Origin of the sequence: Treponema bryantii NK4A124 (genome assembly GCF_000421345.1) — a bacterium.
GTDB lineage: Bacteria > Spirochaetota > Spirochaetia > Treponematales > Treponemataceae > Treponema_D > Treponema_D bryantii_B.
Map to the genome: position 1 here is coordinate 1 of NZ_ATWV01000015.1, position 21,428 is coordinate 21,428.

14 protein-coding genes and 1 rRNA gene are annotated in these 21,428 nt (G+C 39.2%); 5 read left to right on the forward strand and 10 right to left on the reverse strand.

What is annotated here, in order from left to right; translation table 11 throughout:
* A 16S ribosomal RNA gene (locus G626_RS0112970) occupies positions 1-288 on the reverse strand; the annotation flags it as partial.
* 352 nt (positions 289-640) lie between these two features.
* On the opposite strand from G626_RS0112970, the gene G626_RS0112975 reads away from it, so the two are divergent.
* Complete coding sequence (locus G626_RS0112975) at positions 641-1,228, forward strand: DJ-1 family glyoxalase III (RefSeq protein ID WP_022933219.1); 588 nt, start codon at positions 641-643, stop codon at positions 1,226-1,228.
* 96 nt (positions 1,229-1,324) lie between these two features.
* Here G626_RS0112975 and G626_RS0112980 read toward each other — a convergent pair whose 3' ends face one another.
* The 3 genes from G626_RS0112980 to G626_RS17700 are packed head-to-tail and all read right to left on the reverse strand — an operon-like array spanning position 1,325 to position 9,505.
* The gene (locus tag G626_RS0112980) at positions 1,325-1,642 is read right to left on the reverse strand and encodes a hypothetical protein (protein WP_022933220.1); all 318 of its coding nucleotides are present in this window, start codon (positions 1,640-1,642) and stop codon (positions 1,325-1,327) included.
* 15 nt (positions 1,643-1,657) lie between these two features.
* Entirely contained in the window at positions 1,658-6,385 is a 4,728-nt protein-coding gene (locus G626_RS0112985) for a SpoIIE family protein phosphatase (RefSeq protein WP_022933221.1), read from the reverse strand.
* A 3-nt stretch (positions 6,386-6,388) separates the two neighbouring features.
* On the reverse strand, positions 6,389-9,505 hold the full coding sequence (locus G626_RS17700) for a hypothetical protein (protein WP_196800496.1): 3,117 nt from the start codon (positions 9,503-9,505) through the stop codon (positions 6,389-6,391).
* A gap of 72 nt (positions 9,506-9,577) precedes the next feature.
* Here G626_RS17700 and G626_RS0112995 point away from each other — a divergent pair, with 72 nt between their 5' ends.
* A complete protein-coding gene (locus G626_RS0112995) occupies positions 9,578-10,912 on the forward strand; it encodes a UPF0164 family protein (RefSeq protein WP_022933223.1) in 1,335 nt (444 codons plus the stop codon).
* Positions 10,913-10,919: 7 nt separating this feature from the next.
* Here the strand turns inward: G626_RS0112995 and G626_RS0113000 are convergent, their stop codons facing one another.
* The gene (locus G626_RS0113000) at positions 10,920-12,509 is read right to left on the reverse strand and encodes a 1,4-alpha-glucan branching protein domain-containing protein (protein WP_022933224.1); all 1,590 of its coding nucleotides are present in this window, start codon (positions 12,507-12,509) and stop codon (positions 10,920-10,922) included.
* Between the two features lie 18 nt (positions 12,510-12,527).
* Positions 12,528-13,187 carry a DUF4912 domain-containing protein gene (locus G626_RS0113005; protein WP_022933225.1) on the reverse strand — a complete coding sequence of 220 codons (660 nt, stop codon included), beginning with the start codon at positions 13,185-13,187 and terminating at the stop codon, positions 12,528-12,530.
* Positions 13,188-13,473: 286 nt separating this feature from the next.
* Here G626_RS0113005 and G626_RS0113010 point away from each other — a divergent pair, with 286 nt between their 5' ends.
* Positions 13,474-14,883, forward strand: a complete 1,410-nt coding sequence (locus G626_RS0113010) for an HD-GYP domain-containing protein (RefSeq protein ID WP_022933226.1) — start codon at positions 13,474-13,476, stop codon at positions 14,881-14,883.
* Here G626_RS0113010 and G626_RS0113015 read toward each other — a convergent pair.
* From G626_RS0113015 to G626_RS0113030, 4 genes are all read right to left on the reverse strand, one after another.
* Entirely contained in the window at positions 14,876-15,637 is a 762-nt protein-coding gene (locus tag G626_RS0113015) for an aldo/keto reductase (RefSeq protein WP_022933227.1), read from the reverse strand. The two genes, G626_RS0113010 and G626_RS0113015, sit on opposite strands and share 8 nt — an antisense overlap.
* Positions 15,638-15,642: 5 nt before the next feature.
* Entirely contained in the window at positions 15,643-17,130 is a 1,488-nt protein-coding gene (locus G626_RS0113020) for a glycine--tRNA ligase (protein ID WP_022933228.1), read from the reverse strand.
* Between the two features lie 133 nt (positions 17,131-17,263).
* Positions 17,264-18,529, reverse strand: a complete 1,266-nt coding sequence (locus G626_RS0113025) for a hypothetical protein (RefSeq protein WP_022933229.1) — start codon at positions 18,527-18,529, stop codon at positions 17,264-17,266.
* Positions 18,530-18,544: 15 nt separating this feature from the next.
* On the reverse strand, positions 18,545-19,552 hold the full coding sequence (locus G626_RS0113030; RefSeq protein WP_022933230.1) for a tRNA-dihydrouridine synthase family protein: 1,008 nt from the start codon (positions 19,550-19,552) through the stop codon (positions 18,545-18,547).
* Positions 19,553-19,644: 92 nt separating this feature from the next.
* Between G626_RS0113030 and G626_RS0113035 the strand changes: the two genes are divergently transcribed.
* Together G626_RS0113035 and sppA are read left to right on the forward strand one after the other, a co-directional pair.
* Complete coding sequence (locus G626_RS0113035; protein WP_022933231.1) at positions 19,645-20,358, forward strand: DUF975 family protein; 714 nt, start codon at positions 19,645-19,647, stop codon at positions 20,356-20,358.
* Positions 20,355-21,380: a signal peptide peptidase SppA gene (sppA, locus tag G626_RS16720; RefSeq protein ID WP_022933232.1), complete on the forward strand. Its 1,026-nt coding sequence runs from the start codon at positions 20,355-20,357 to the stop codon at positions 21,378-21,380. Before G626_RS0113035 ends, sppA begins: the two co-directional genes overlap by 4 nt.
* Positions 21,381-21,428 lie beyond the last annotated feature (48 nt).

Consider the following 21,428-nt stretch of genomic DNA (forward strand, 5'->3'; position numbering starts at 1 on the left):
TATCGTCGCCTTGGTGGGCCGTTACCCCACCAACTAGCTAATAGTACGCGGGCCGCTCTCTGTGCGAATCAAAAGATCCTTTCCTGCATGTCCTCTGACAACATGCAGCGTATCCGGTATTATCTCCTATTTCTAGGAGCTGTCCCCGTCACAGAGGTACGTCACCCACGCGTTACTCACCAGTCCGCCGCTCTAGGATTAGTGCAAGCACCAATCTTACCGCTCGACTTGCATGCTTAAGACGCGCCGCCAGCGTTCGTTCTGAGCCAGGATCAAACTCTCCATGATTATTTCAATACCCCGAAGGGTAATGATTTCACATAAATTGTTCAAAACCAGCTGAATATTTGCTGAATTGATTTACAATCGAAACTTAGATTTCCGAAACAAGTTCGGAATGACACCTTGCGTGTCTGTTTCGCGGGTTGTGTTTTTATGGTAAAAACACTAAAAAAATTATTTAGTCAGTTATTTCCTTCCCTGATCTGTCAAAGAGCAGCGCCGCTGTGTTGCGACGGTGAAAATGAATATACTTCTTTCTAAACTTTTCGTCAATAGCTGATACGTGATTTTTATGCTTTTTTTTGATTTTTTTTTACATTTTTTGTTAAACAATATATAATGAATGCGGAGGATAAAAATGAAAACAGCTGCTGTATTTTTTGCTGATGGATTTGAGGATATTGAGGCTCTTTCGCCTGTAGATTATTTGAGACGCGCCGGCGTTGAAGTTATAACTGTTGGTGTAAAGGGAATGCCTTTTAATGATACTATGATTGTTACAAGCTCACACAATGTTCCAATGATTATGGATATGAGTCTGGATTCTTATATGAAGAAGTTCGGAGATTCAATTCCTGATTGCGTAGTATGTCCGGGTGGCGGCAAAGGTGCAATTAATCTTTCTGAATGCACTACTCTTCTTGCTCATCTTGAAAAGGCCTGGGATGCTGGACGTCTGGTTGCTGCAATTTGTGCAGCACCTTCTGTTGTTCTTGGAAAGACAAAAATTCCTGCCGGTAAAAAATGGACCTGCTATCCTGATATGGAAGGCGAATCAAAGCCTGAATATCAGAGCGGTTATAGCAATAAGGTATTTGTTACTGATGGAAATTTAGTTACTTCACGCGGACCTGGCGCCGCAGAAGAATTTGCTATGGAATTAGTAAGGATTCTTGCCGGCGAAGAAGTATATAAAAAAGTGCACGATAGTAGTCAACAGCGTTAAAAATAAATGCCACACGGATTCGAAATGCCTAACGGCATTTCATTTTTATAACTATAGATTTTGCGTTAGCAAAATCCAATCCGTGTGGTATTATTATTAAAGTTCACTTTCCTTCACTTTTATCTGTTCACCCAGATTCTTTATTTCTTCCTGAATATCATTCAAAATCTTAATGTCTTCTGCATTTGAGCTTGTAATTGAAGCACCTTCAAGAAGCATCTGAGAGAGCTTGAGCCCCATTTCTTCATACTTGCAGTCTCGTTTTGTTTCCAGTTTATGAATCTCAATTTTTGTTACGCTTTTATCAGTAAAATCCTGAACCTTATCTCCGGCTTTTGACAATGCTTCCTTAGAGGCCTGAGTTCCACGAGAGAATAAATCTTTTACCTTATTTCCAAAATCTTCTACATTCATTTTTCTACCCCTCTTTTAAATTCTCTTAATTGCAAGCAAGGTTAAGTCATCGGACTGCTCATCTTCAAGCATCTGGTCGTAATCTACATAGTTAGTACCGGCAGAATCCTCTGATTTATGAGCCGCATAGTAATCATACATATTAAAGTATTTTAAAAGGAATTCGTCAATCTTTTTATCAATCTTTATGTAATCTGTCTGCTGTACTGCAGGTGATTTATAAAGACGGAATACCTTTTCGAGAGATGCAAGTGCAAGAATAGATTCTGAAACGCTTCCTTCGCATTTAGAAAAATCAAATTCCAGGCTTTCACCAGTAGCAGGATTATCCAGTTTTGTTAGTATAAACTTACGCTTATTATACACTGCCTCGATAGCCTGCTTGATTCTATCCGGTCCAAACTCTTCTTTTGCATCTTCCATCTTAAACTCAGATTCTTCTTCGTGAGTTTTTGGATTCATCTTCTTAACTTCAACTTCATTCTGTCTTACCGTGTAATCAAGCTCGCGGATACGACGTGTTGACTCTTCAATACCGTCAGTATAAAGATAGAGAATATCACCATGATTAAGAATGGTCTTTTCAACAACAAAGCCGCCACGCATTGCAACAAGGTCAGAAGTAAATACACCTGCAGTTGGAGCCGAAGCAAGTGTCAAAAGTTTAAGCTGATGAGTTGCAGCATCGTAAATATGAACAAGATTATCTCCGGCATTACACATATAAAGCTCGCCTGTCTTTACATTTAATAGACAGATAATAAGTGTTGCAAACTTACCGCGAAGTCCAAGTCCTTCAATAAAGTCGTTAATCTGCTCTACAAGTTTTTCAAGGTGAGTACCGTTTTTAGCGTAGGACCATTTTTCAAAGTAACGGCGGAAGATTGTAGCAACAACCGTCATGATAATTGCCGCCGGAATACCATGTCCCGAAACGTCGCATTTGATAATTCCAAACCAGGTATCATCAAGCTTTTTATAATCAAAATAGTCACCGGATACACCGGATTCACCCTCGTAGTAACCAAAGGCTTCAAGTTCATTATCCTTATATTCTGCAAAGGTATTTTTGTTATTTGCACCTAAGGCTTCAAGCGGCAGAAAGGCCTTTTGTACTGCCTTACCGTCCATTGCAAGCGCTTCTTCTTCCGCATTTGCAACAAGCTCATGAGTCATGTTATTGATTGCATCACCAAGGCGCCCTACTTCATCCTTTGATTTTATTTCAACATCCTTTCCCTTCAGATTAATCTTATTTTTTGTCTGACCAATCATAATTACATGCTTTTCCAGCTTTTGTACCGGACGAACGATAAGGGAAGCAAAAAGGTATGCACCTGCAATTCCAAAGGCAACAGCAGCAACTGCAACAATCAGAGAGAATAAAACTATTTTTCTGATTTCTGCGTTAAGACTGTCTATAAGACTTTGTGTAGAAAGTTCCAGATAAATAACACTGTGAATATAGTTTCCGCTTGTTCCCTTACGATACATTACCGGGCGATAGAAAATATAATCTGTATTCGTGCGGTCAAGATTTTCCGTATCAAATTGAGGGAAAGAACCGGATGCTGCTTTTGAATATTCTGCAAGGCGGGCATCAAGCTGATTTCTTAATTCAACGATTACATCAGAAAGCCTTTCTGCTTCTGCAGCATCTTCTTCTACCGGAGATGCATATAGAGCTTCCGCATCACGGGAAAGACTGTCAATTTTATCAGAAAGTTCTTTTACTTCAGCGTCAATTTCTTTATCAAGATCTTTTAATTTTGCCGTCAGATCCAGAATTACTTTTTCCTGAATTTCTGACTCTCCATAAATAAGGGTATAACTTCCTGTTTTCTCACCAATATCCGGATCATTGGTTGCCCAGATATAATTAAGATTATCTGCAGAATTTGAATCTAACTGCTGACCTGTAATCGTTACGTATTTTACTTCACTCATGGCATCCTTTTGAGCAGGCAGTGCTGTAAGCTCAAGAAGATTGTTTGCCGGGAAGAAATTCTTTACACCGGAATGAAGGCTTTCCAGAAGTACCTCTGTTCGGTTCTGCAGACCGGCTGCCATAGTCTGCTCCTGTAATCTTACAACCTTATAACCGTTTTGAAGACTTACGGCTATTACAACCGCAATAACAAGTGAGAAAGTAAAGGCGATAAGTTTTTTCTTCAGGCTTGGTAACCTGCGGAAATTTTTACTGAGTTTCTTCAAAGGCATGGCAGCTCCTGTGAACAGCGAATTAATTTCGCTATTGGTTAGATTTTTTTCGTGTATATTCTGGAAAATATTTATCGCAATAAAGATAACTGTAATTACAATTATCATAAGAATTACAAATACAATAATCAGACTGACTGCAACTTTGTATTTGTAATGTCTGAAGTTTGAAGACAATCTGCTTTGCGGCTGATATTCTGCTTCAATTTTTATAGTACCGTTTTGCGAAATTGTGAGGATTGTACCTGTAAAATAAAGCCCTCTATCTGTATGCAAAAGACCAATTTTGTATTTACCTTCATCAAGGTCGCTTCCAAGCTGTACTGAAGAAATACGGCTGTCTGACTGAACACGGAATTTACCATCATCTGCTGTAAGAACTAAATCGTATGGAGCAAGACCGTCTGCATCAATATAAATCTCGCGAACTCTTCCGTCATAGGTAAAGCCGCCACCGTTAATAACGAGTTGGCTGTCGCCCATATCGTTTTTCTTCTGTTCGATAGAAGTAACATATGTTGAAGGCTGAAATTTATTTAAGATATACAGAGCCGAAGACGGTTGGCTTATATTTCCAACTTCATCAACTGCAGAAACCGAAAGAATGTAAACGCCATTAGGTCTGTTATAATAACGACCGGTAGTTAGTAATCTGGTTGAAACCGCTGAAGAAGAATTCATGCGACGGCTGGCAGTAAGAGAACTTTCATATTTTTGCAGAAGACTATCTCGAATCTCTTCTGTCTGACTTGCAGAAAGCCTTAGCGGATGTTTTTTAGAAACTGAAATTGATTTTGGTATAGAACCTAAATAATCAATTCTGTAAAGATAACTTGCTGTATCTTCAGATTTTGAGGCATCCCATTTTAAGCTGTAATTATTCGAATCAATAAATCCGTAGGCATCTACATTTGTAAATGTGAGATTTGGAGGTATAGGGGGTGTAAGATCGAGATGATATGTTATAGAACCAATGTCTGACCAGTTACCTGCATAGTCTGCTACCCTAACTTTTAAAGTATACATACCGTCTTTTACAGCCTTAAGACGGAGCTTGTTTTCTTTTGTAAAATGTTCAATCTGTTTAAGCGGTTCATTGCTGCCATAATCATCTTCATGAGACCAGGTATAGGAATAGCCGGAAATATTTGAGGAGTCTGCAGGGAAGTTAATCTGTATCTGCACATCCTCAGCCCGTGAGCTTTTTCCTTTACGGAAAGAAAGCGGAGTAAATGACGGTGGTAAAACAGATTTATCCGGAGACAGGATTGCAATAGAATGCTTTGAAGCAGTATTAGTCTGCTGCCATATAAAAGAAAGAACAGAGTTTTCTGCCGCGTCATTTGCAGCGCCATCTGCCTCACCGCCAGCGTCAGTCCCCCCTTCTGCCGTCAAAAGCGGATAGGCAAAAAGATTAGAATTACGGTCTTCGACAAGGCTTGTTTCATTCCAGTAGCTTCCGTTCTTTTTTACCATATAAACAGATTCCCGGCCCCGCCTTGTATCAAACCAGGTCATATAGAGACTGCCGTTATAGGTAAACATAACAGGTCTGTTTGCACTACCCTGATTTGTAAGAGCCTCTGCACTGCCTGCAACAACTCCTCCAGCCGTAAGATTTTCAACCCAGATAGAAGAGTTTACAGAATCTGTTCTTTCCCAGGTAAGGTAAACCTGCCCGTCAAATTCATAAAGTCCCGGCCTCTGGTTCTGATATTCATGAAACTGTTTACCACCGCGGGCAGGCAGAGAGCTTCTGTCTGTAACAAGCACAGGATTTGACCAGCCCTTGCCGGAATCAACTGTCATATATAGCTGATAGGAAAGTCTGTTAGTTTCTGCCGAAGTATACTGGGCCTGGAAAACCACAATATCTCCAAAGGAAGAATGCAGAAGAACCGGAATGAAAGGGTTTCTGTAATTTGCCGCAGGCTGGAATTGACTGAACTTTTGCCACTTAATTCCATCTGAAGAATCAGAAGAAAAAATAGAAAAGGAATTTTCTTCACCAACAGAAGTGAAAATGCGGAAAGTATCTGAACCGGTTGCATAAATACGAGGTGCAACTGTAATAGAAGAAGTTGAAGGCAGCTTTGTTTCGGTAAAACTTTTACACTGATCACTTGAAACATAAACCGCAAGATTAGAAAGACCTGTCATGACTGCAACACCAACAGTTCCCTTTTTTAATACTGCTGCAGTATAAATATCAGGAACTTCGTCACCAGAATAGGCAAAAGGCCCTGCAAAACGTCTGTTTTCTGAATAATCTTTTAACGATGTATATCGGCGGGCTGAAATATAAATCTGTCTCTTAGCCTGGTCTACTTCCTGCCAGAATAAGTAGGTAGATTTTCCGTCGCTTGCCGGAATAGTTACAGGGAAGCGGGAATCTGTATCGGTAATGACCTTAGGATTTTCCCAGTAAAAATCAGCGGCAAAAAGAGGCTGCAAGCAGGCTCCTGCAAGAGACAGAATTATGAGGAATAATACTTTCTTTAAGAACGCTGCATAACTTTTCATTGCCTAACTTCGAGCCTCAATCTTATTCTTCAAATCCTTTATCTTCTGCGAATTACCGTTCTGCGGCTTTTTCAAGAGCTGCTCTACAATAGCATTCGCGCCTACTACATTATTATTCTGAAGTCTCTGAATTGCAAGCTGATAAAGTCTTTCATCTTCTGTTGAAAGAACAGTTGCCGTATTACCACCAATTTTCGTGGTAATTCTGTCTTTTAAAGCCATTGCTTCCTGATTATCAGAAACAAGAGCCAGAGCCTCGTCTATCTTAGAAAGGGCATTCTGAAGCTTAGCCTGGTCATTACCGGCAGAGTTATATATTTTCTGTGCATCAGCCACAAGTCTCTTTGCACGGTTTGCACCGCTATTACTTACAGGCTTCTGGCGAATTCCAATATCAATTTCTACCTGATAAATTAAATCCTTTAAGCCTTTATAATTTGGATCAAGCTGATAATAATCAAGAAGATTTGCATAACCTTCCTGCTGGGTATCCTTACTCTTACACATCATTTTTGCCATATCAATTTTCTGGGCAAATTCTTCGCTGAACTTTTTAGGATCTAAAAGCCTGTTTATTCGCAGTGTCAGAATTGAAGCTTCCTGATTAAGAGGATATACATACTGCAGCTTCTGAATGCTTTCGAGAGCAAGAGCCAGGTCTGCTTCTCCGGCCGCCCTGTTTCCTTCCCCTATCTTTCTTGAACCTTCATCAAAATACTGATAAGAAATGTTTAAGAGCTGGGACATTTCCGGATACTGGGGAGCCGAAGGAAGAATCTCACGTCCTGTCTTCATGGAAATTGCAGTATTAACAAAGTTTAAAAGATTTGTAATTTCTTCATCTTCATCAACATTGGTAACTGCCCAGCGAATCTTAGCCTGGTTCAGATATTTTTCCGCATCATCAAAACGCCCGTTAAAGTATGCATCTTTGGCACGAGTCTTAAGGTCACGAACCTCACGGACAACAACTTCGTTTTCTGCCTTGGCAATATTTTCACCAAGAGCCTGAAGTTTGCGGTCTGTTTCACTTCTTAGCACTTCATCATTTTGATTTGTAAGAGACTCATCGTATTTTGAAAGTGCATCCTGAAGTTTTTTTCGGGCAGTATCAAAATCATTATTGCGGAGGGCATTCTGAGCCTCATTAAAGCGGATATCAGCTTCATTACGGGCAAGCTGTGCGGCATTCATCTGACGACGGGCCACTGCAACCTGATTCTGAGCATCTGTAATAAGACTGCGAAGCTTTTGTCTGTCTTCTTCGAGGGAAGCTCTTGTTTCTGCAATAAGACCGTCAACTTCAAGAGCACCTTCTACAGTCTGACTCTGAGCCCCATAGTTTTCTACAATAATTGCCTCATAACCATCAATTGTCTTTATACCATTCTGTGCTGAGGTTTGAGTATAATTTGAAATCTGAATTGCGAGATCCGGGTAAGAGTAATAAATACCAAAATCAAGTTCAGGATCCTGATTGAAAGTATCTTCGTATACTACAGATTTTGAAATATCAGCTCTCAGCTCTGCAAGTACATTCTGAGGAATCTTTGTAAAAAAACCAGCCCTGTATTTTTCCGAAGAATTATAATAAGCAAGGGCATTCTGATATACGGAATCAGAGCTAGCCTTATAGTAATTTGTAATTTCTGTCCAGGAACGGTTGAAGATTGCAGCTGTATCTGTGAAAACTGAATCCAGCATCTGAGAATAGAGATTTGAAAGGCCGTCAAAGTCTCGGCGGCCGGCTTGTTCTGCTGCTGTATTGTAAGCAAGCGTCCAGTCAAAGCCTTCCAGTTTCTGGCTTTCCTTGTCGCCTATAAGCTTAGAAAGCTGACTGCTGGAATCAAAAAGGGCACGGATTTCTGAAGCCTCGGCATTTCCATTTGTAATTTTTGCAAGGGTCTTTTCCTGCTCTGCTCCTGTATTGCGTACCTGAGTATATACTCCGGAAAGTCTCAAAGCATTAGTACAAAGATTTTGAGCGTAATTACAGATATCATAATAAGGTTGGTATGGATTTTGAATATTATGTCCTGCAGACGGATTTGCCTCAGCAATCTTATAAATATCCAGAACACGTTTTTCCAGGCCGCTATAGCGGGAAACCTCATTTACAAGTCCGGCATTAATTTCTGTTTCATAAGTACCGTATTTTTTCAGGAGAACAGAATAAACAGCTTCGTTCATGCGGCCGGCAGCATCGTTCCACTGGCTATTAACCGCGCCAAGAATTCCTGAATCAGGTACAGACTCAACTCCAAAAACAAAACGGAACATAAAAGGCAAAAATGAAGCATCTGTTAAATCTGAATTAAGCTTTTGAACTTCGGCAAACTCTGCCTGCAGATCATTACCAGCCTTAACAATTCCATTACGAAGTTCATTATAATTTCTGAAATAATTTTCAACTTCCGTAAGCCTGCTTACAGCCAGATCATACTGCTCTGCCCTCACCGCTTTTATAAACTCGCTTACAGCAGTATTAAAGCGCGGCAGATAGTTCTTCTCTTCAAACTCGGAAATGCGAAGGTCCAGTTCTGCCAGAGTTTTGTCTACGGCACTTATAATCGCCTCATTTTCTTCTTGAGTTTCATAAAAGTCATCGCGGTAAAGCCAGAAGCCTTCCTTTGCTTTTTCAACAGCGGCTATGTAGTCGCCCTTGTGAGACAGGTCTGCTGTAGCATTTTGAATTTCGAGGAATAAAGCGCGGAAGTAGTTGAACTCTGCAGATTTTTTCAAGTCTGCAATAAACTGCAGGTTCTGGTCAGAAGGATGCTTTTCGAACTTTTCCAGCTGGGCTGTAATTTCGTAAATCTCTTTATTGTTTCCAGGATCTGTCTGAATAAGTTTGATAAGCTTTTCTGCAAGAATTGAATACTGATTTCTCGCATGCATGATACGCTTAATTCGGGTCTGGGCAGCATCAAATTTTTCAGGATTTTTTTCGATGTAGATATTAAGCTGTTTTAAGGCTTCATCGTATTCTGTGCGGCGAATCAAGCGGTCAATTTCAAAAAGAGACAAATCATCCTTTTCCTGTGATTTCTGGGCAAAAGCACAGGGAGTAGCGAGAAAAATCATAATTGCAGAAATAAGGACAATTTTCCTTTTCATCATTTATATTATATTTTATTTTCGGCAAATAAGATATTATACTTATAGAAAAGAATTAAAATTCCGAAAAATAAAATGAACATGAAGAAAAAGGGCTTTTTTACCCGAAAAAGAACATTTCCAGTTTTTCTCATTCTTTTCTGTATCTGTAATTTCAATACAAAAGCTCACGGGCTTTCGCTTACAGATGCAACTTCCGCAATTGGAGATTTATTTGCATCTTTCGTAGACCCTAACGAAGGTACTACATCCTTCCGCTCATTATTAATTCCTTTTGGTGGACGTACAGAAAGTTTAGGTAACGCTTATACAGGTCTTTGTGATGATATAAGTTATTTAAGATATAATCCTGCGGCAGGTTCAATCCAGAAAGAAACACAGGTTGCCCTCTTTCATAACTCCTGGATTGCTGATTCTAAGCTTGAAACACTGGCCTACACAACAAGATTTAAGAATATTCCTCACTTAAGCTATGGTGGTTACGTATCCTGCTTTTACCTGCCTTTTACAGAATACGATTTATTTGGAGACAGAGTCGCAGGAAATTATTATACAGAAACTTTTGCCGCCTTAAATGTTTCATACAACCTTCTTGCCGGATACGATTTTAAGGGACTGGCCCTGGGGCTTACAGTAAAAAGTGGCTGGCGCGGCATGCCATCCTATACAGACAACGATACAGGAGCCATTATCTCCGGTTCTGGGCTTGAACAAAGCGGACTTTCCATAATGGCAGATTTTGGAATTATGATGCAGTTTAATTTCCTGAAATTTTATTCTTCAAGAGATCCAAATGTCCGAATTGGAATTTCAGCACAGAATTTCGGAGTTTCACTAACGGGGTTCGGCAGTCAGCTGCAAAAGGACGATCCACTTCCTGCCACAATCGCAGCAGGAATTTCAGTAAAACTTATTAAGCCTGTTACAGTTTCTGCAGATTTTGTTCAGCCGCTAAATCTTGATGATATAGGAACTTATCTGATTCCATACTTCAACACAGGTGTTTCCATTCAATTTGCATCTTTTGTTTCACTTCTTGCCGGTTTCTCACTAAAAGGTGCAAACCCACGAATAAGCACAGGGCTTGAGTTTGAAGTTGCAAAAATCAGGTTAAATCTTAATTATACTCTGGACCTAACTACTTCCCTTGCCCCTCTTAACCGCATAAGCCTTTCAGCTAAAATACTTCTTGGCGATAAAGGTCGCAGTATAACAGACGCACAGGTTGACGAGTATTATAAAATGGGTCTTAAATATTATGCAGACGCACAGTGGGAAGATGCAATTCTTGTATGGCAGGAAGCCCTTAAATTAAACAAGCGCTTTGACCCGGCTATTCAGGGTATTCAAAGCGCCCGTTATCAGATTGAAATGTTCCAGATGATTCAGGAAAGTCTGCAGCTCGATTAATGCTCGATTAACGTTTCTTACAGAAAATTCTATAGTTCATCCATGGGAATACAGAATCTCGTGCTTCAAGTCTTGTAAGCCATTCTGTACTTACTGTATTTGAACCAAGAGAATCAAAAACAGAAGTAAAGGCTGCAATAGATTCCTTAAAACGCTTTTCTGCAAACTGAGGGAATTCACTTCGGTTTATCATTTTTGCAAGATTAAGGCTCTGAGCAAGCATAAGTTCCTTTGCACCAAGATTCAAAAGACGGGTTTTAAGTCCTGTATCCATTGGAAAACGGCCTGCAAGGTCAATCATACGCTCGCAGCTTTTGCGGATATAGCGCATCATCCAGCAGTTTTTGCTTGAAAGAAGGTTTTCACCATAACCTGCACCACTGCCTGCAGAAAAATATGGTTCAATTTTTTCAAGATTGTACTGCTCATCACACATTTTATCGCATGAAAGAACAGAAAGTCCTGCTGCATCGGCTTTTCTGATTACAGCTTCAAGCCACATAATGCATTCATTCCAGGTTTTACTTAATTTTGAAATATCGAGTGTACAGATTTCTGAAACAAAGTTGTTTTTTGGAAGCAGTTCTTCTGCTTTTGTAAGAGTTTCAAGTCTCTTGTCAATAAAGGCCTGTGCATCTTTTTCTACCTGTTCGAGGGCACATTCCTTATCATAAAGGCATCCACTGTCTTTAAAACATCTGTTCCAGTACTTAAAACCTGTAGAATAGCGGATTCCATCTTTATCAATTAAAGAAGAAAGCTTTTCCATAGGAAGCTCGTAACCGATATCCCTGTTCTGATTTCTATAGCATTCAGAGAAAATAATTCCATTTTCTCCAAAAAGTTCACAATCAATAACACGGTTTCTGGCAAATACTACAAGAGAATTATCTGTACGGCATGGATAGAAAATACCAGTTTCAGGAACTTTTTCAGAAAAGAGAATACTTCTTGAATCAAGGATTGTATATGTATAGCCGTAAGCGCGGATAAGTTTTTCAATTCCAGGAGTATATCCCATAGCAGGCAGCCAGAAACCTTCAGGCATAATTCCAAAGTACTGACGGTAAGCGTGAAGGCCGCATTCAATCTGTGCAGAAATAATTTCCTTCATATCTGCATAGTGAGGCATAAAAATATCAGTACCACAGGTACCCATTATTTCTATGTAGCCTTTATTCATATATTCTGCAAATACAGATATAAGATTTTTGTGGTATTTATCCTTAAAATCTGCGATGAGCTTTTTATTTTCGTCAATTGTTGAGTTAATTATCTGACAGAGTTTTTCGTCTGCCTTATTTCTTCTAAGCTCTGCCTTTCCAAGATTATTACGCTTTTCAAGCCAGCTGATATATTCATCCTGCAAGGCAGTATCAGAAAGCATATTACAAAGTACCGGAGGAAGAACAAGATTAAATCTATACTGAATTTTATCTTCTTCCAGTTTTTCTATCATTCTCAAAAGAGGAATATACACATTTGAAATTGATTCAAAAAAATTATTGAGGACAGGTGCATTGTCGTGTAAATCCTCATCTGTATGTCGTATAAAATCCTGACTAGCCTTTATTACTATACTCAATATTTTCTGCATAATTTATCTCCCGCCCGATCATGAAAAAGAATGTCTGTGATTTTTATACTGTTCTGTAAGAAGTTCTCTGATTCCTGAAAGCTCAGCCACAGGTGAAAAATCTTCTTCACGGCCAGGCTGTAAATCATTTACAACAGAGGCTCCCTGCGGAATTGTAACTACTGGTGAAAATGCTATAACTTCCCCTGCTCCGCCTGTTACACAAACAAGTTCAACTTTTATATATTTTTTTCCCTTAGGAAGAAGAACATATTGTTCCTGACTCTGACTTGGAGTCTGTACTTCAAAAGCTTCTTCCGGTTTAAGATCTTTAGGATCTGAAAGAGAACATATTCTAAGTCTTAAACTGCATGAAGGATCATCTTCAATTTTTGCTAAATCATTTGCATTAAGATTCCAGAACACAAAGAGCCAGGCTGGATTTCTTAAAACACATGAAACCTGTGTTTCATTAAAGTTTCCGTTCAGGACAAGAGGCTGCTGGTCATCGCTTTCAGAAGCGATAATCATTTCGTCTTCCCTGTTATGTGATTCTTCTGCAAGTTCAAGAAGTTCTGCTATAAGAAAGCGTCGGTCCAGATCTTCTGGTACATCAACGCCATATTCATCTGCAAGTTGCACAAGGTCTGAAAATGAAAGTTTTTCAAGCGAAGCACGATTTATAGTATCTTCATTCATAATTACAACATAATCTAAAAAAAATTGATTAGTGTCAATCTTTTTTTAGAAAAAAACTAAAGTCAAAAATACATTATCCGATAATAATAGTGTTGGTGATAATATCGGGTGGGTAACGACATCCAGACATCTGATAATTAACTCCTATGTTTGCTTAAAAAAGATGAAAAGTGTGTGAGACTTTTCATCTTTTTTTTATTTAAATCTTTTTCAATATTCTTCTATATTAAATTAAAGAATTTTCGTATAATTGCCGATATAATAAATGGAATAGTATCGAAAAAAAATGGAAACAATTAATATCAGTGCGCTTCGTGCAGGCATAACCTACACCAGCGACCTTATGGTAGACAGCTCATTCCTCATTTTGCCAAAAACTGCAGAAATGACTGATAATCTTATCAAGGCCTTGAGACAATGGGGTTTTGAAAATGTTATCAGCGACGGCTCAATAAGTCTTGGTGGTGATATTGGTGTTTCTAAAGGTATTGAAGAAGTTGAACCTGAACAGCAGAAAGAAAAAATTGGTGTAAACGTAAAAAAGGCCATTGAGGATTCAAAGCACACTGCTGTCGGTAACAGTGACATGGCCAGAATGGAACTTGTTCATTCAGTTTACGAAGAATACATGAATTATATTGAATCTGTATTCACACATTATGCCACCCATAAGGAAATTGACCAGGAAGAACTTTCTGATACTGTTCAGGACCTCTGCATTTTCATTAAGGAACATAAACGCTACATTCTCAGAGTAAACGCTACTATCGAAGCAGAAAACCGCAACTTCCTTATCATTCACACAATGCGGACAACAGTTTTGTGTCTTGCAATTGCTCTTCAGCTGCATCTTAATTTAACAAAGATGATTGAACTGGGTGTAACAAGTATTCTCCATGAAATTGGCATGCTCCGTCTTCCACCTCAGCTCTATATGACCTCAAAGAAACTTTCTGTCCGCGAAAAGGCACAGATTTCAAAACATACATTGCTTGGCTATACCATTATCAAAGATTTAAATTTTGGTCTTTCCGTTCAGCTTGGCGTTCTTGAGCATCATGAAAAAGAAAACGGCACAGGTTATCCGCGCCGCCTTACAGGTGATAAAATTTCTTCAAACGCCAAAATTATTGCAGTTGCCTGTACATACGAAGCAATCTCTTCTCCACGAAGTTATAAAGATGAAAAATCTACATTTGATGCTTTACTGGAACTTATTCAGAATAAAGAACATGCTTATGATGGTTCTGTAATTAAGGCCCTTCTCTATACGGTTTCTCTCTACCCTATCGGAACCTTTGTATACCTTTCAAACCGCAAGGTTGCTGAAGTTATTGATACTAATCCTGATAATCCAAAAACTCCTGTTGTTCAGCTGCTTACAGAAAAAGAAGCAGATGGTTCATTAAAGACCCTGCAGGTTGGTGAAAACAATATTAATATCCTTCGAATCCTTACAAAGCAGGAAAAAGAAGATATTATTAAACTTATAAAAGAAAAATATAATTCCGAAGAAGCTAAAAAAGATACAGAGAATACAGAAGAAATTCTTGAAGAAGAAAGTGCTGATACTGCTGATACAAGTTCTCCTGAAAATCCGCTTCAGCCATCAGAGCAGGCGGTTCCTGAAGCCTCAGATTCTGTTTCTACTTCTGCAGACGGCACTGAAGAAGTAGACATCAGTATTTTCAGTTAAAGAACATCCTGATTTTTTCTACATCCTCGTGAAACTTTTCATCTATTACCGGAGGATGTTCGTTAAAGTATAAAATCTGATTTAATTCGTCCTGATTCTTTATTCCCCAGATAGGAAGTACATTTTCATATTGATGGAGGAAGCCGAAGGCCAGCGGAATATTTTCTATTACCCCACCGCACAAAGGCTGCATGGCAATAAAACCTACATCATGCTCTTCGCACATTTTCACAAGTTCAATTGTATCATCACTGGAAATCATACTAAAGGGGAACTGAAGAGTTTCATAACAGTCTGAAAGAACGGCTTTTTTTGCAGTTTCAAAATTAGTGGTTACAATACCAATGTGGCCGGCCATTTTCTGTTTTTTAAAGTCAGCCAGAGTATCGTAGATTTTATCTGCCCCACCCGGCAGCGGCAAAAACTTCTCAGTTTCAAGCTGATACAAGTCTACAGTGTCGCAGTGAAGTGTCATAAGACTTGTATCCATATCGCGTTTGATTTCCTCAGAAGTTTTTGCGTCTGTGGTTGTAGAAAGGAATACGTTACGGCGGATATCATAAAGCGCATCACCGAGCAGCTTTTCACTCTCCGGAGTTTTGCGCGAGGTATCAAAAAGATTTATTCCTTCCTCATAAGCCTTACGGACAAGCTGCGCAACAGACTCGTCGCCACCGGCTTCGGTCAGCTTCATAGCCCCAAAGGCTACACGAGAAATCAATAAATCTGTTTTTCCTAAACGAACGTATTCCATATATCTTAGCGGATTACCGGCTTGTAATTCTTAATAGCTTTCTGAATATAGAAAACAAGGTCATCTAATGAAACTCTTTCCTGTTCCATAGAGTCGCGGTAACGTACTGTTACTGTGTTGTAAAGCTCGTTTGCAGAACCGTCTTCTTTCTTTTCCTGGATTGTGTCGTAGTCTACAGTTACGCAGAATGGAGTACCAACTTCGTCCTGGCGGCGGTAGCGCTTACCTACAGTTCCAGAAGTATCATAGTCAGTTACAAAGTCTTCCTTGAGAATGTGCTGGATTTCTTTTGCTTTTTCAGCAAGTCCGTCCTTCTTCATAAGTGGGAGAACTGCAACTGTAATAGGTGCAAGGCGTGGATCCAGGTGAAGTACTGTTCTGTAGTCTTCAGGCTCGCCTGCCTTTGCAACATTCTGCTCTTCGTATGCTTCGCAAAGGAACATAAGGAAGTTTCTGTTCAAACCAGCAGAAGTTTCGATTACGTATGGAATGTACTTCTTGTTGCCGTCTTCCTGGTCGATGTAAGACATATCCTTCTTTGAGTAGGTCTGATGCTGTGAAAGGTCAAAGTCTGTACGGCTGTGAATACCTTCAATCTCTTCAAATCCGATTGGGAAGTTGTAAGTAATATCGTAAGCATCCTTAGCGTAGTGAGCAAGCTTGTCGTGGTGGTGCCATTTGAGCTGCTTTTCTGGAATACCATACTTTAAGTAGAACTGCCAGCGGTCCTTTCTCCAACGGTCAAAGGTTTCGTCTTCTGTACCAGGCTTACAGAAATATTCCATTTCCATCTGCTCAAATTCGCAGGTACGGAAAATAAAGTTCTTAAAGATGATTTCGTTACGGAATGATTTACCAACCTGAGCAACACCGAAAGGTACCTTCATACGGTTAGACTGAACAATGTTCTTAAAGTCTGTGAAAATACCCTGACATGTTTCAGGACGGAGATAAATCAAATGGCTGTCGTCTGCGATTGGTCCCTGATAGGTTTTGAACATAAGGTTGAACTCGCGAACGGCTGTGTACTTGCGGTTCTTGCTTCCACAAGTTGGACAGTTGATGTTTGCATCAATGAAAGCTTTCATTTCATCGTGTGTCATTGTATCAACAGGTTTTCCAGGATTTACATCAGGATTAGCTGCAACAAAGTCTTCGATTAATTTATCTGCGCGGTGGCGTGCATTACATTCAATACAGTCAACCATTGGGTCAGAGAAGTGATCAACGTGACCAGAAGCCTTCCATGTTGTATGATGCTGGAAGATAGCAGAGTCAAGACCAACTACATCGTCGTGCAGCTGAGTCATGTAGTGCCACCATTCATTCTGAATATTTCTTTTGAATTCTACACCGAGAGGACCGTAGTCCCATGCACCAGCCTGGCCACCATAGATTTCTGAAGCCTGATAAACAAAGCCTCTTCTCTTACACAAGCTGATGATTTTGTCCAGGGTACATGCGTGTACGTCTGCGTTTTCTGTTTTTGCCATTTATATCTCCTTACGACTCTGGCGTGGGCCGTTTTTGATTTTTTCGCCACGACGCACCGGGTAAGGCCGCCAATGGCTTTTAAGTTGTAAATGTGAGATTATCATAAAAAGAAATTGTATGCAAACAAAAAGATTAAGAGTCCGCAGGCTTGTCTTCAGCCGGCTTAGCTTCATCAGTTTTTTCTTCGGCCGGTTTTTCTTCAGTTGGCTTGTCTTCAGCAGCCTTTTTATCCACCCCTGATTCTTCTACTTCCTCTGCTTCTTCAATTTCTTCAACTTCATCCACAGCTTCGTCAGTCTCTTTATCTTTTTCTTCAGACAAGGCAGTTTTACCCAGATAATCATCAATATCCGGTGGATTTGCATAAATCAAATTTTCCAGGCGCTTTTCCATATGTTCAAAAATGAAATTTTTAATTACTTTTCTGTCATCAGGCCCTACCTGTCTTAAAAAGAGCAGCATTGCAAAATAATTATTATTATCATAAGACTTTACGTCAAAAACGATGGAAGGAGTGGCAATAGAACGTCTTCCTAATGTAATGGAAAAACTTGGAACAACCGTTTTTTTAGCAAGAACTGCACCATAACTTTTTGGGAAAATGCAGGTAAAACCTACAGAAGAAATATTTGCTATGGAAACCTGAAGCAGCTGGGTTTGAGTTGCAAAATAACCATTTATGGAAATACTTTCATCGCAATCAAGTCTTAAATATTTTCTTTTTCCTTTTGCACCGTTTAATTCAAGAATTCCAATAACATTCTTTATTAATTCAGCACCCTTTACTTCATTAAGCATTATAAAGCCGCCGGGCAGAGAAAGATTCATCATAAACTTTTCTCTTTTAGGCTGAGGAATCATTGCAGACATAAGTCCTACAAAAATAGTTTTTAACTTTTCATCCTGCTGAAAAGAAAGGATATAATTAAACCAGCCGTCATAGCTCATTTCATCATCAATAAAAATAAAACAAAGAGCATCCGGGAACATTCTCAAAGCATTCTTTGTATATTTATAATCTTTTATGATATAGGCTTCATATTCATGCTGCTTTAATTCCGGCTGCAGATAGTTTTCAACATACAGCGGTGGATTTACAAAAAATACTTTTCTTCCAATAATCGGGTTTACACAACGAGGAGCAAGAGGAACCTGAATAACTGGTTTTGCCGCAGCTTCCTGTTCTGCCGCAACCTTCTCTTCCGCTTTATCCTGTATTTCTTCAGTAGACAGAACTTCCTGACTGTCCGAAGCAGTCTCTGTCTCCTGACCATCTCCTGCATTCTGAGCTTCAGCGTCTTTTGAAGCTTCTTCAGCTTCCTGAGGATTCTGAGTTTGTTGAGTTTCTGCCTTTTCTTTTTCTTCTGATTCTTTTTCTGACAAATCAGCCTGGCTCATCTTTATATTATCTTCCTATTTATATATTTTAATTTTTTCTTCAGGACATTTTTCAAAAAAATCCCTGATTTCTTCTCTCAGTACATCATTACCCTTCTCTGCTGCATTTACAAAACGAGTCTGAGCATAATGGGCAAACTGAAAGTTCATGCAAAAGTAAGTAAAAAATCTCTGCAGACGGGTTTTATAAAATTCTGCAGGCTGATACTCTTCTACATTCTTTATATAATCATAACATATTTTTTCCATATCTACCTTAATTTCTTTACTTTTTTCTGAATTAATTTGATAAAAAATCCATGGCTTTTGAACGCTTGCCCGGGAAATCATAATACCGCTTACATCCGGACAAGCCGCAAGTGCATATTCTGCAGAAGCCTTGTCTTTTATATTTCCATTAAGATAGATTTTTACTCCGGCACTTTTATATCTTTCACTAAGTTTCTGGCAATAAGCATAACGGGGAGGTCTGGAAAGTTTTTCTTTTTTTGTCCTTGGATGAAGGGTTAAAAGCTCTACCCCGGCATCAACAAGCATATCACAAAAGGAATAAAAACCTTCATCAGTAAAGTTTTCATCACCAAGCCGGAGCTTTACAGAAAATCTTTTTTTATTCTCCGGATAATTCCGATTATATGAAGCAAGAACCTTTCCAACCTCACAGATCATTTCACGGGTTTCTTCCACAGGACGAAGCATCCAGCCAATTCCAGCCCCTGTTTTATAAACATCCGGAGCTGAGCAGCCCATATTAATATCAAGACCAATACCCGGAAGCTCAAGCAGTCTCTGAGCCGCCTGAACCATTCTGGCGCAATCATGGCCGGTAAGCTGCCATACAAGTTTTTCCGGCACTGGATAAGGATTTATATAATATTTTTCAAAGGGACCATCGTTTATAAGAGAACCGGCATTAATCATTTCATTATAATATTCATCACATGCTCCAAACTCTTCTACAAGAATTCTAAAGGCCGGATGAGATATAGTTGCCATTGGTCCACAGATTAATTTCTTATTCATATACAAATTATTATATCAAAATTTCTTTGAAATATCCTGCATTTAGTATTATGATTATAGAATAAAAAAATAAAATTGGAGAAATATAAACTATGTTTGAACGAAAAAAGTATAAGAACTTTGCAAAAACACAGCTCTCTGGTCGCTGGGGAGTTCCAATCCTTGTTACTCTTTTTGTAACAATTATACTTAGAATTTTTAGTATTCCAGACATGCTGCAGATGTCTAGAAACGGCTATTTTACTGCTCTTTTCGCTCTTGACTGGCAGGGACTGGCCGCAGCATCTCAAGCTTCAAATTCATCACTAATTACAACCATCATTCAGACTGTTGTTGACGCAATTCTTACGGTGGCTTCAATTAATGTTTATCTCAAAATGTCACGTTCACCAGAACCGGTAAGTTTTAGTGATTTTATAGAAGGCTTTAATAACTGGGCCCGTGCAATACTTTCTACATTGTGGCAGCTGCTCTGGGTTACTCTCTGGACTCTTCTCTTTATTATTCCTGGAATTATCAAAGCAATTGCCTACTCACAAATGTACTATATAATCGTTGAATATAAAGATGTCTCTGTAACAAAGTCCATGCGCATAAGTATGGAAATTACAAAGGGCCACAAATGGGATCTATTTGTTATGTACCTCAGCTTCTTAGGCTGGGACCTTCTCTCTCTTTGTACACTTGGAATTCTTCAATTGTGGCTTGCTCCTTACAAGAACATGACCTACATCAATGCTTATCATTCTCTCGTAAAAGAAGCAATTGAATCTGGCAGAATTAAACCGGAGGATTTTTCAGAATGAAAAAGACTACAAAATCTGGATTAATTGTATTAATTATTTTCCTGATTGCAGTTGGTGCATATACTTTTTACACAATTAAGGGCATGGGCAACAGCTCTTCAACAACAGCATCATCTTCAGACACATATCGTGTAGCAGAAGATTCCGACTCTTACAATGCTGCAGAAGCAAAAGCTTACAGAAGAGAATTTATTGCGGCTTTATACATTGAAGGAACCATTTCCGAAGCAAATCAGACTTATAACCAGAAGTGGCTGATGAATACAATAAACTCCCTCAAAAAGAATGATAAGAATGTTGCTCTTGCAATTTTTATCAACTCTCCGGGTGGAGCTGTTTATCAGGCAGATGAAGTTTACCTTGCCCTTCAGGATTACAAAACCACAGGACGTCCAATTTATGTATACCAGGGACCTATGGCTGCTTCGGGTGGTTATTACATTTCCTGTGCAGGCAATAAGATTTATGCAAACCGTAATACCCTCACCGGCTGTATCGGCGTAATTATGGGTTCTTCTTTTGATCTTACCGGCTTATTTGAAAGACTCGGAATCAAATCTGAAACCATTCATTCGGGTAAGAATAAAAACATGCTCAACTATAACGAGCCTATTACAGACGAACAGAGAGAAATCATGCAGAAAATGTGTGACGAATGTTACGATCAGTTTGTTTCAATTGTTGCAAAAAACCGTGGCATTCAGTACAACACCTGCTGCAAACTTTCTGACGGAAGACTTTATTCAGCAAAGCAGGCTCTTGAAAAACGCCTGGTAGATGCAATTGATTCCTGGGATAACATGCTTAGAGACCTTGCAGAAAATGAACTTAAAAAACCTGGAATAAAGGTTGAAACTTTTAAATACCAGAAAAAGCAGGGAATGTATGATTTACTTACAGGAAAGGCCCTTGAGCTTGAAACAGCAAAGGCTGCAGCTCAAATGGGAGTTCCAGCAGATGTAATCAAATCAATGAACAGAGAAGACCGCTTTGTTCCAATGTATCTGGCTCCGGGTTATTAATAACAATCACGGTGGTTGAGTAGCCCAAAGGGCGTATCGAAACCACCC

What these genes read in the sequence shown, in the direction of transcription:
- G626_RS0113000 (WP_022933224.1), bottom strand. Translation starts at nt 12,509, where the DNA reads ATGCAGAAAATATTGAGTATAGTAATAAAGGCTAGTCAGGATTTTATA.
- G626_RS0113010 (WP_022933226.1), top strand. Translation starts at nt 13,474, where the DNA reads ATGGAAACAATTAATATCAGTGCGCTTCGTGCAGGCATAACCTACACC.
- G626_RS0113035 (WP_022933231.1), top strand. Translation starts at nt 19,645, where the DNA reads ATGTTTGAACGAAAAAAGTATAAGAACTTTGCAAAAACACAGCTCTCT.
- G626_RS0112980 (WP_022933220.1), bottom strand. Translation starts at nt 1,642, where the DNA reads ATGAATGTAGAAGATTTTGGAAATAAGGTAAAAGATTTATTCTCTCGT.
- G626_RS0113015 (WP_022933227.1), bottom strand. Translation starts at nt 15,637, where the DNA reads ATGGAATACGTTCGTTTAGGAAAAACAGATTTATTGATTTCTCGTGTA.
- G626_RS0112975 (WP_022933219.1), top strand. Translation starts at nt 641, where the DNA reads ATGAAAACAGCTGCTGTATTTTTTGCTGATGGATTTGAGGATATTGAG.
- G626_RS0112995 (WP_022933223.1), top strand. Translation starts at nt 9,578, where the DNA reads ATGAACATGAAGAAAAAGGGCTTTTTTACCCGAAAAAGAACATTTCCA.
- G626_RS0113030 (WP_022933230.1), bottom strand. Translation starts at nt 19,552, where the DNA reads ATGAATAAGAAATTAATCTGTGGACCAATGGCAACTATATCTCATCCG.
- G626_RS0113005 (WP_022933225.1), bottom strand. Translation starts at nt 13,187, where the DNA reads ATGAATGAAGATACTATAAATCGTGCTTCGCTTGAAAAACTTTCATTT.
- G626_RS0112985 (WP_022933221.1), bottom strand. Translation starts at nt 6,385, where the DNA reads ATGAAAAGTTATGCAGCGTTCTTAAAGAAAGTATTATTCCTCATAATT.
- G626_RS0113025 (WP_022933229.1), bottom strand. Translation starts at nt 18,529, where the DNA reads ATGAGCCAGGCTGATTTGTCAGAAAAAGAATCAGAAGAAAAAGAAAAG.
- sppA (WP_022933232.1), top strand. Translation starts at nt 20,355, where the DNA reads ATGAAAAAGACTACAAAATCTGGATTAATTGTATTAATTATTTTCCTG.
- G626_RS17700 (WP_196800496.1), bottom strand. Translation starts at nt 9,505, where the DNA reads ATGATGAAAAGGAAAATTGTCCTTATTTCTGCAATTATGATTTTTCTC.
- G626_RS0113020 (WP_022933228.1), bottom strand. Translation starts at nt 17,130, where the DNA reads ATGGCAAAAACAGAAAACGCAGACGTACACGCATGTACCCTGGACAAA.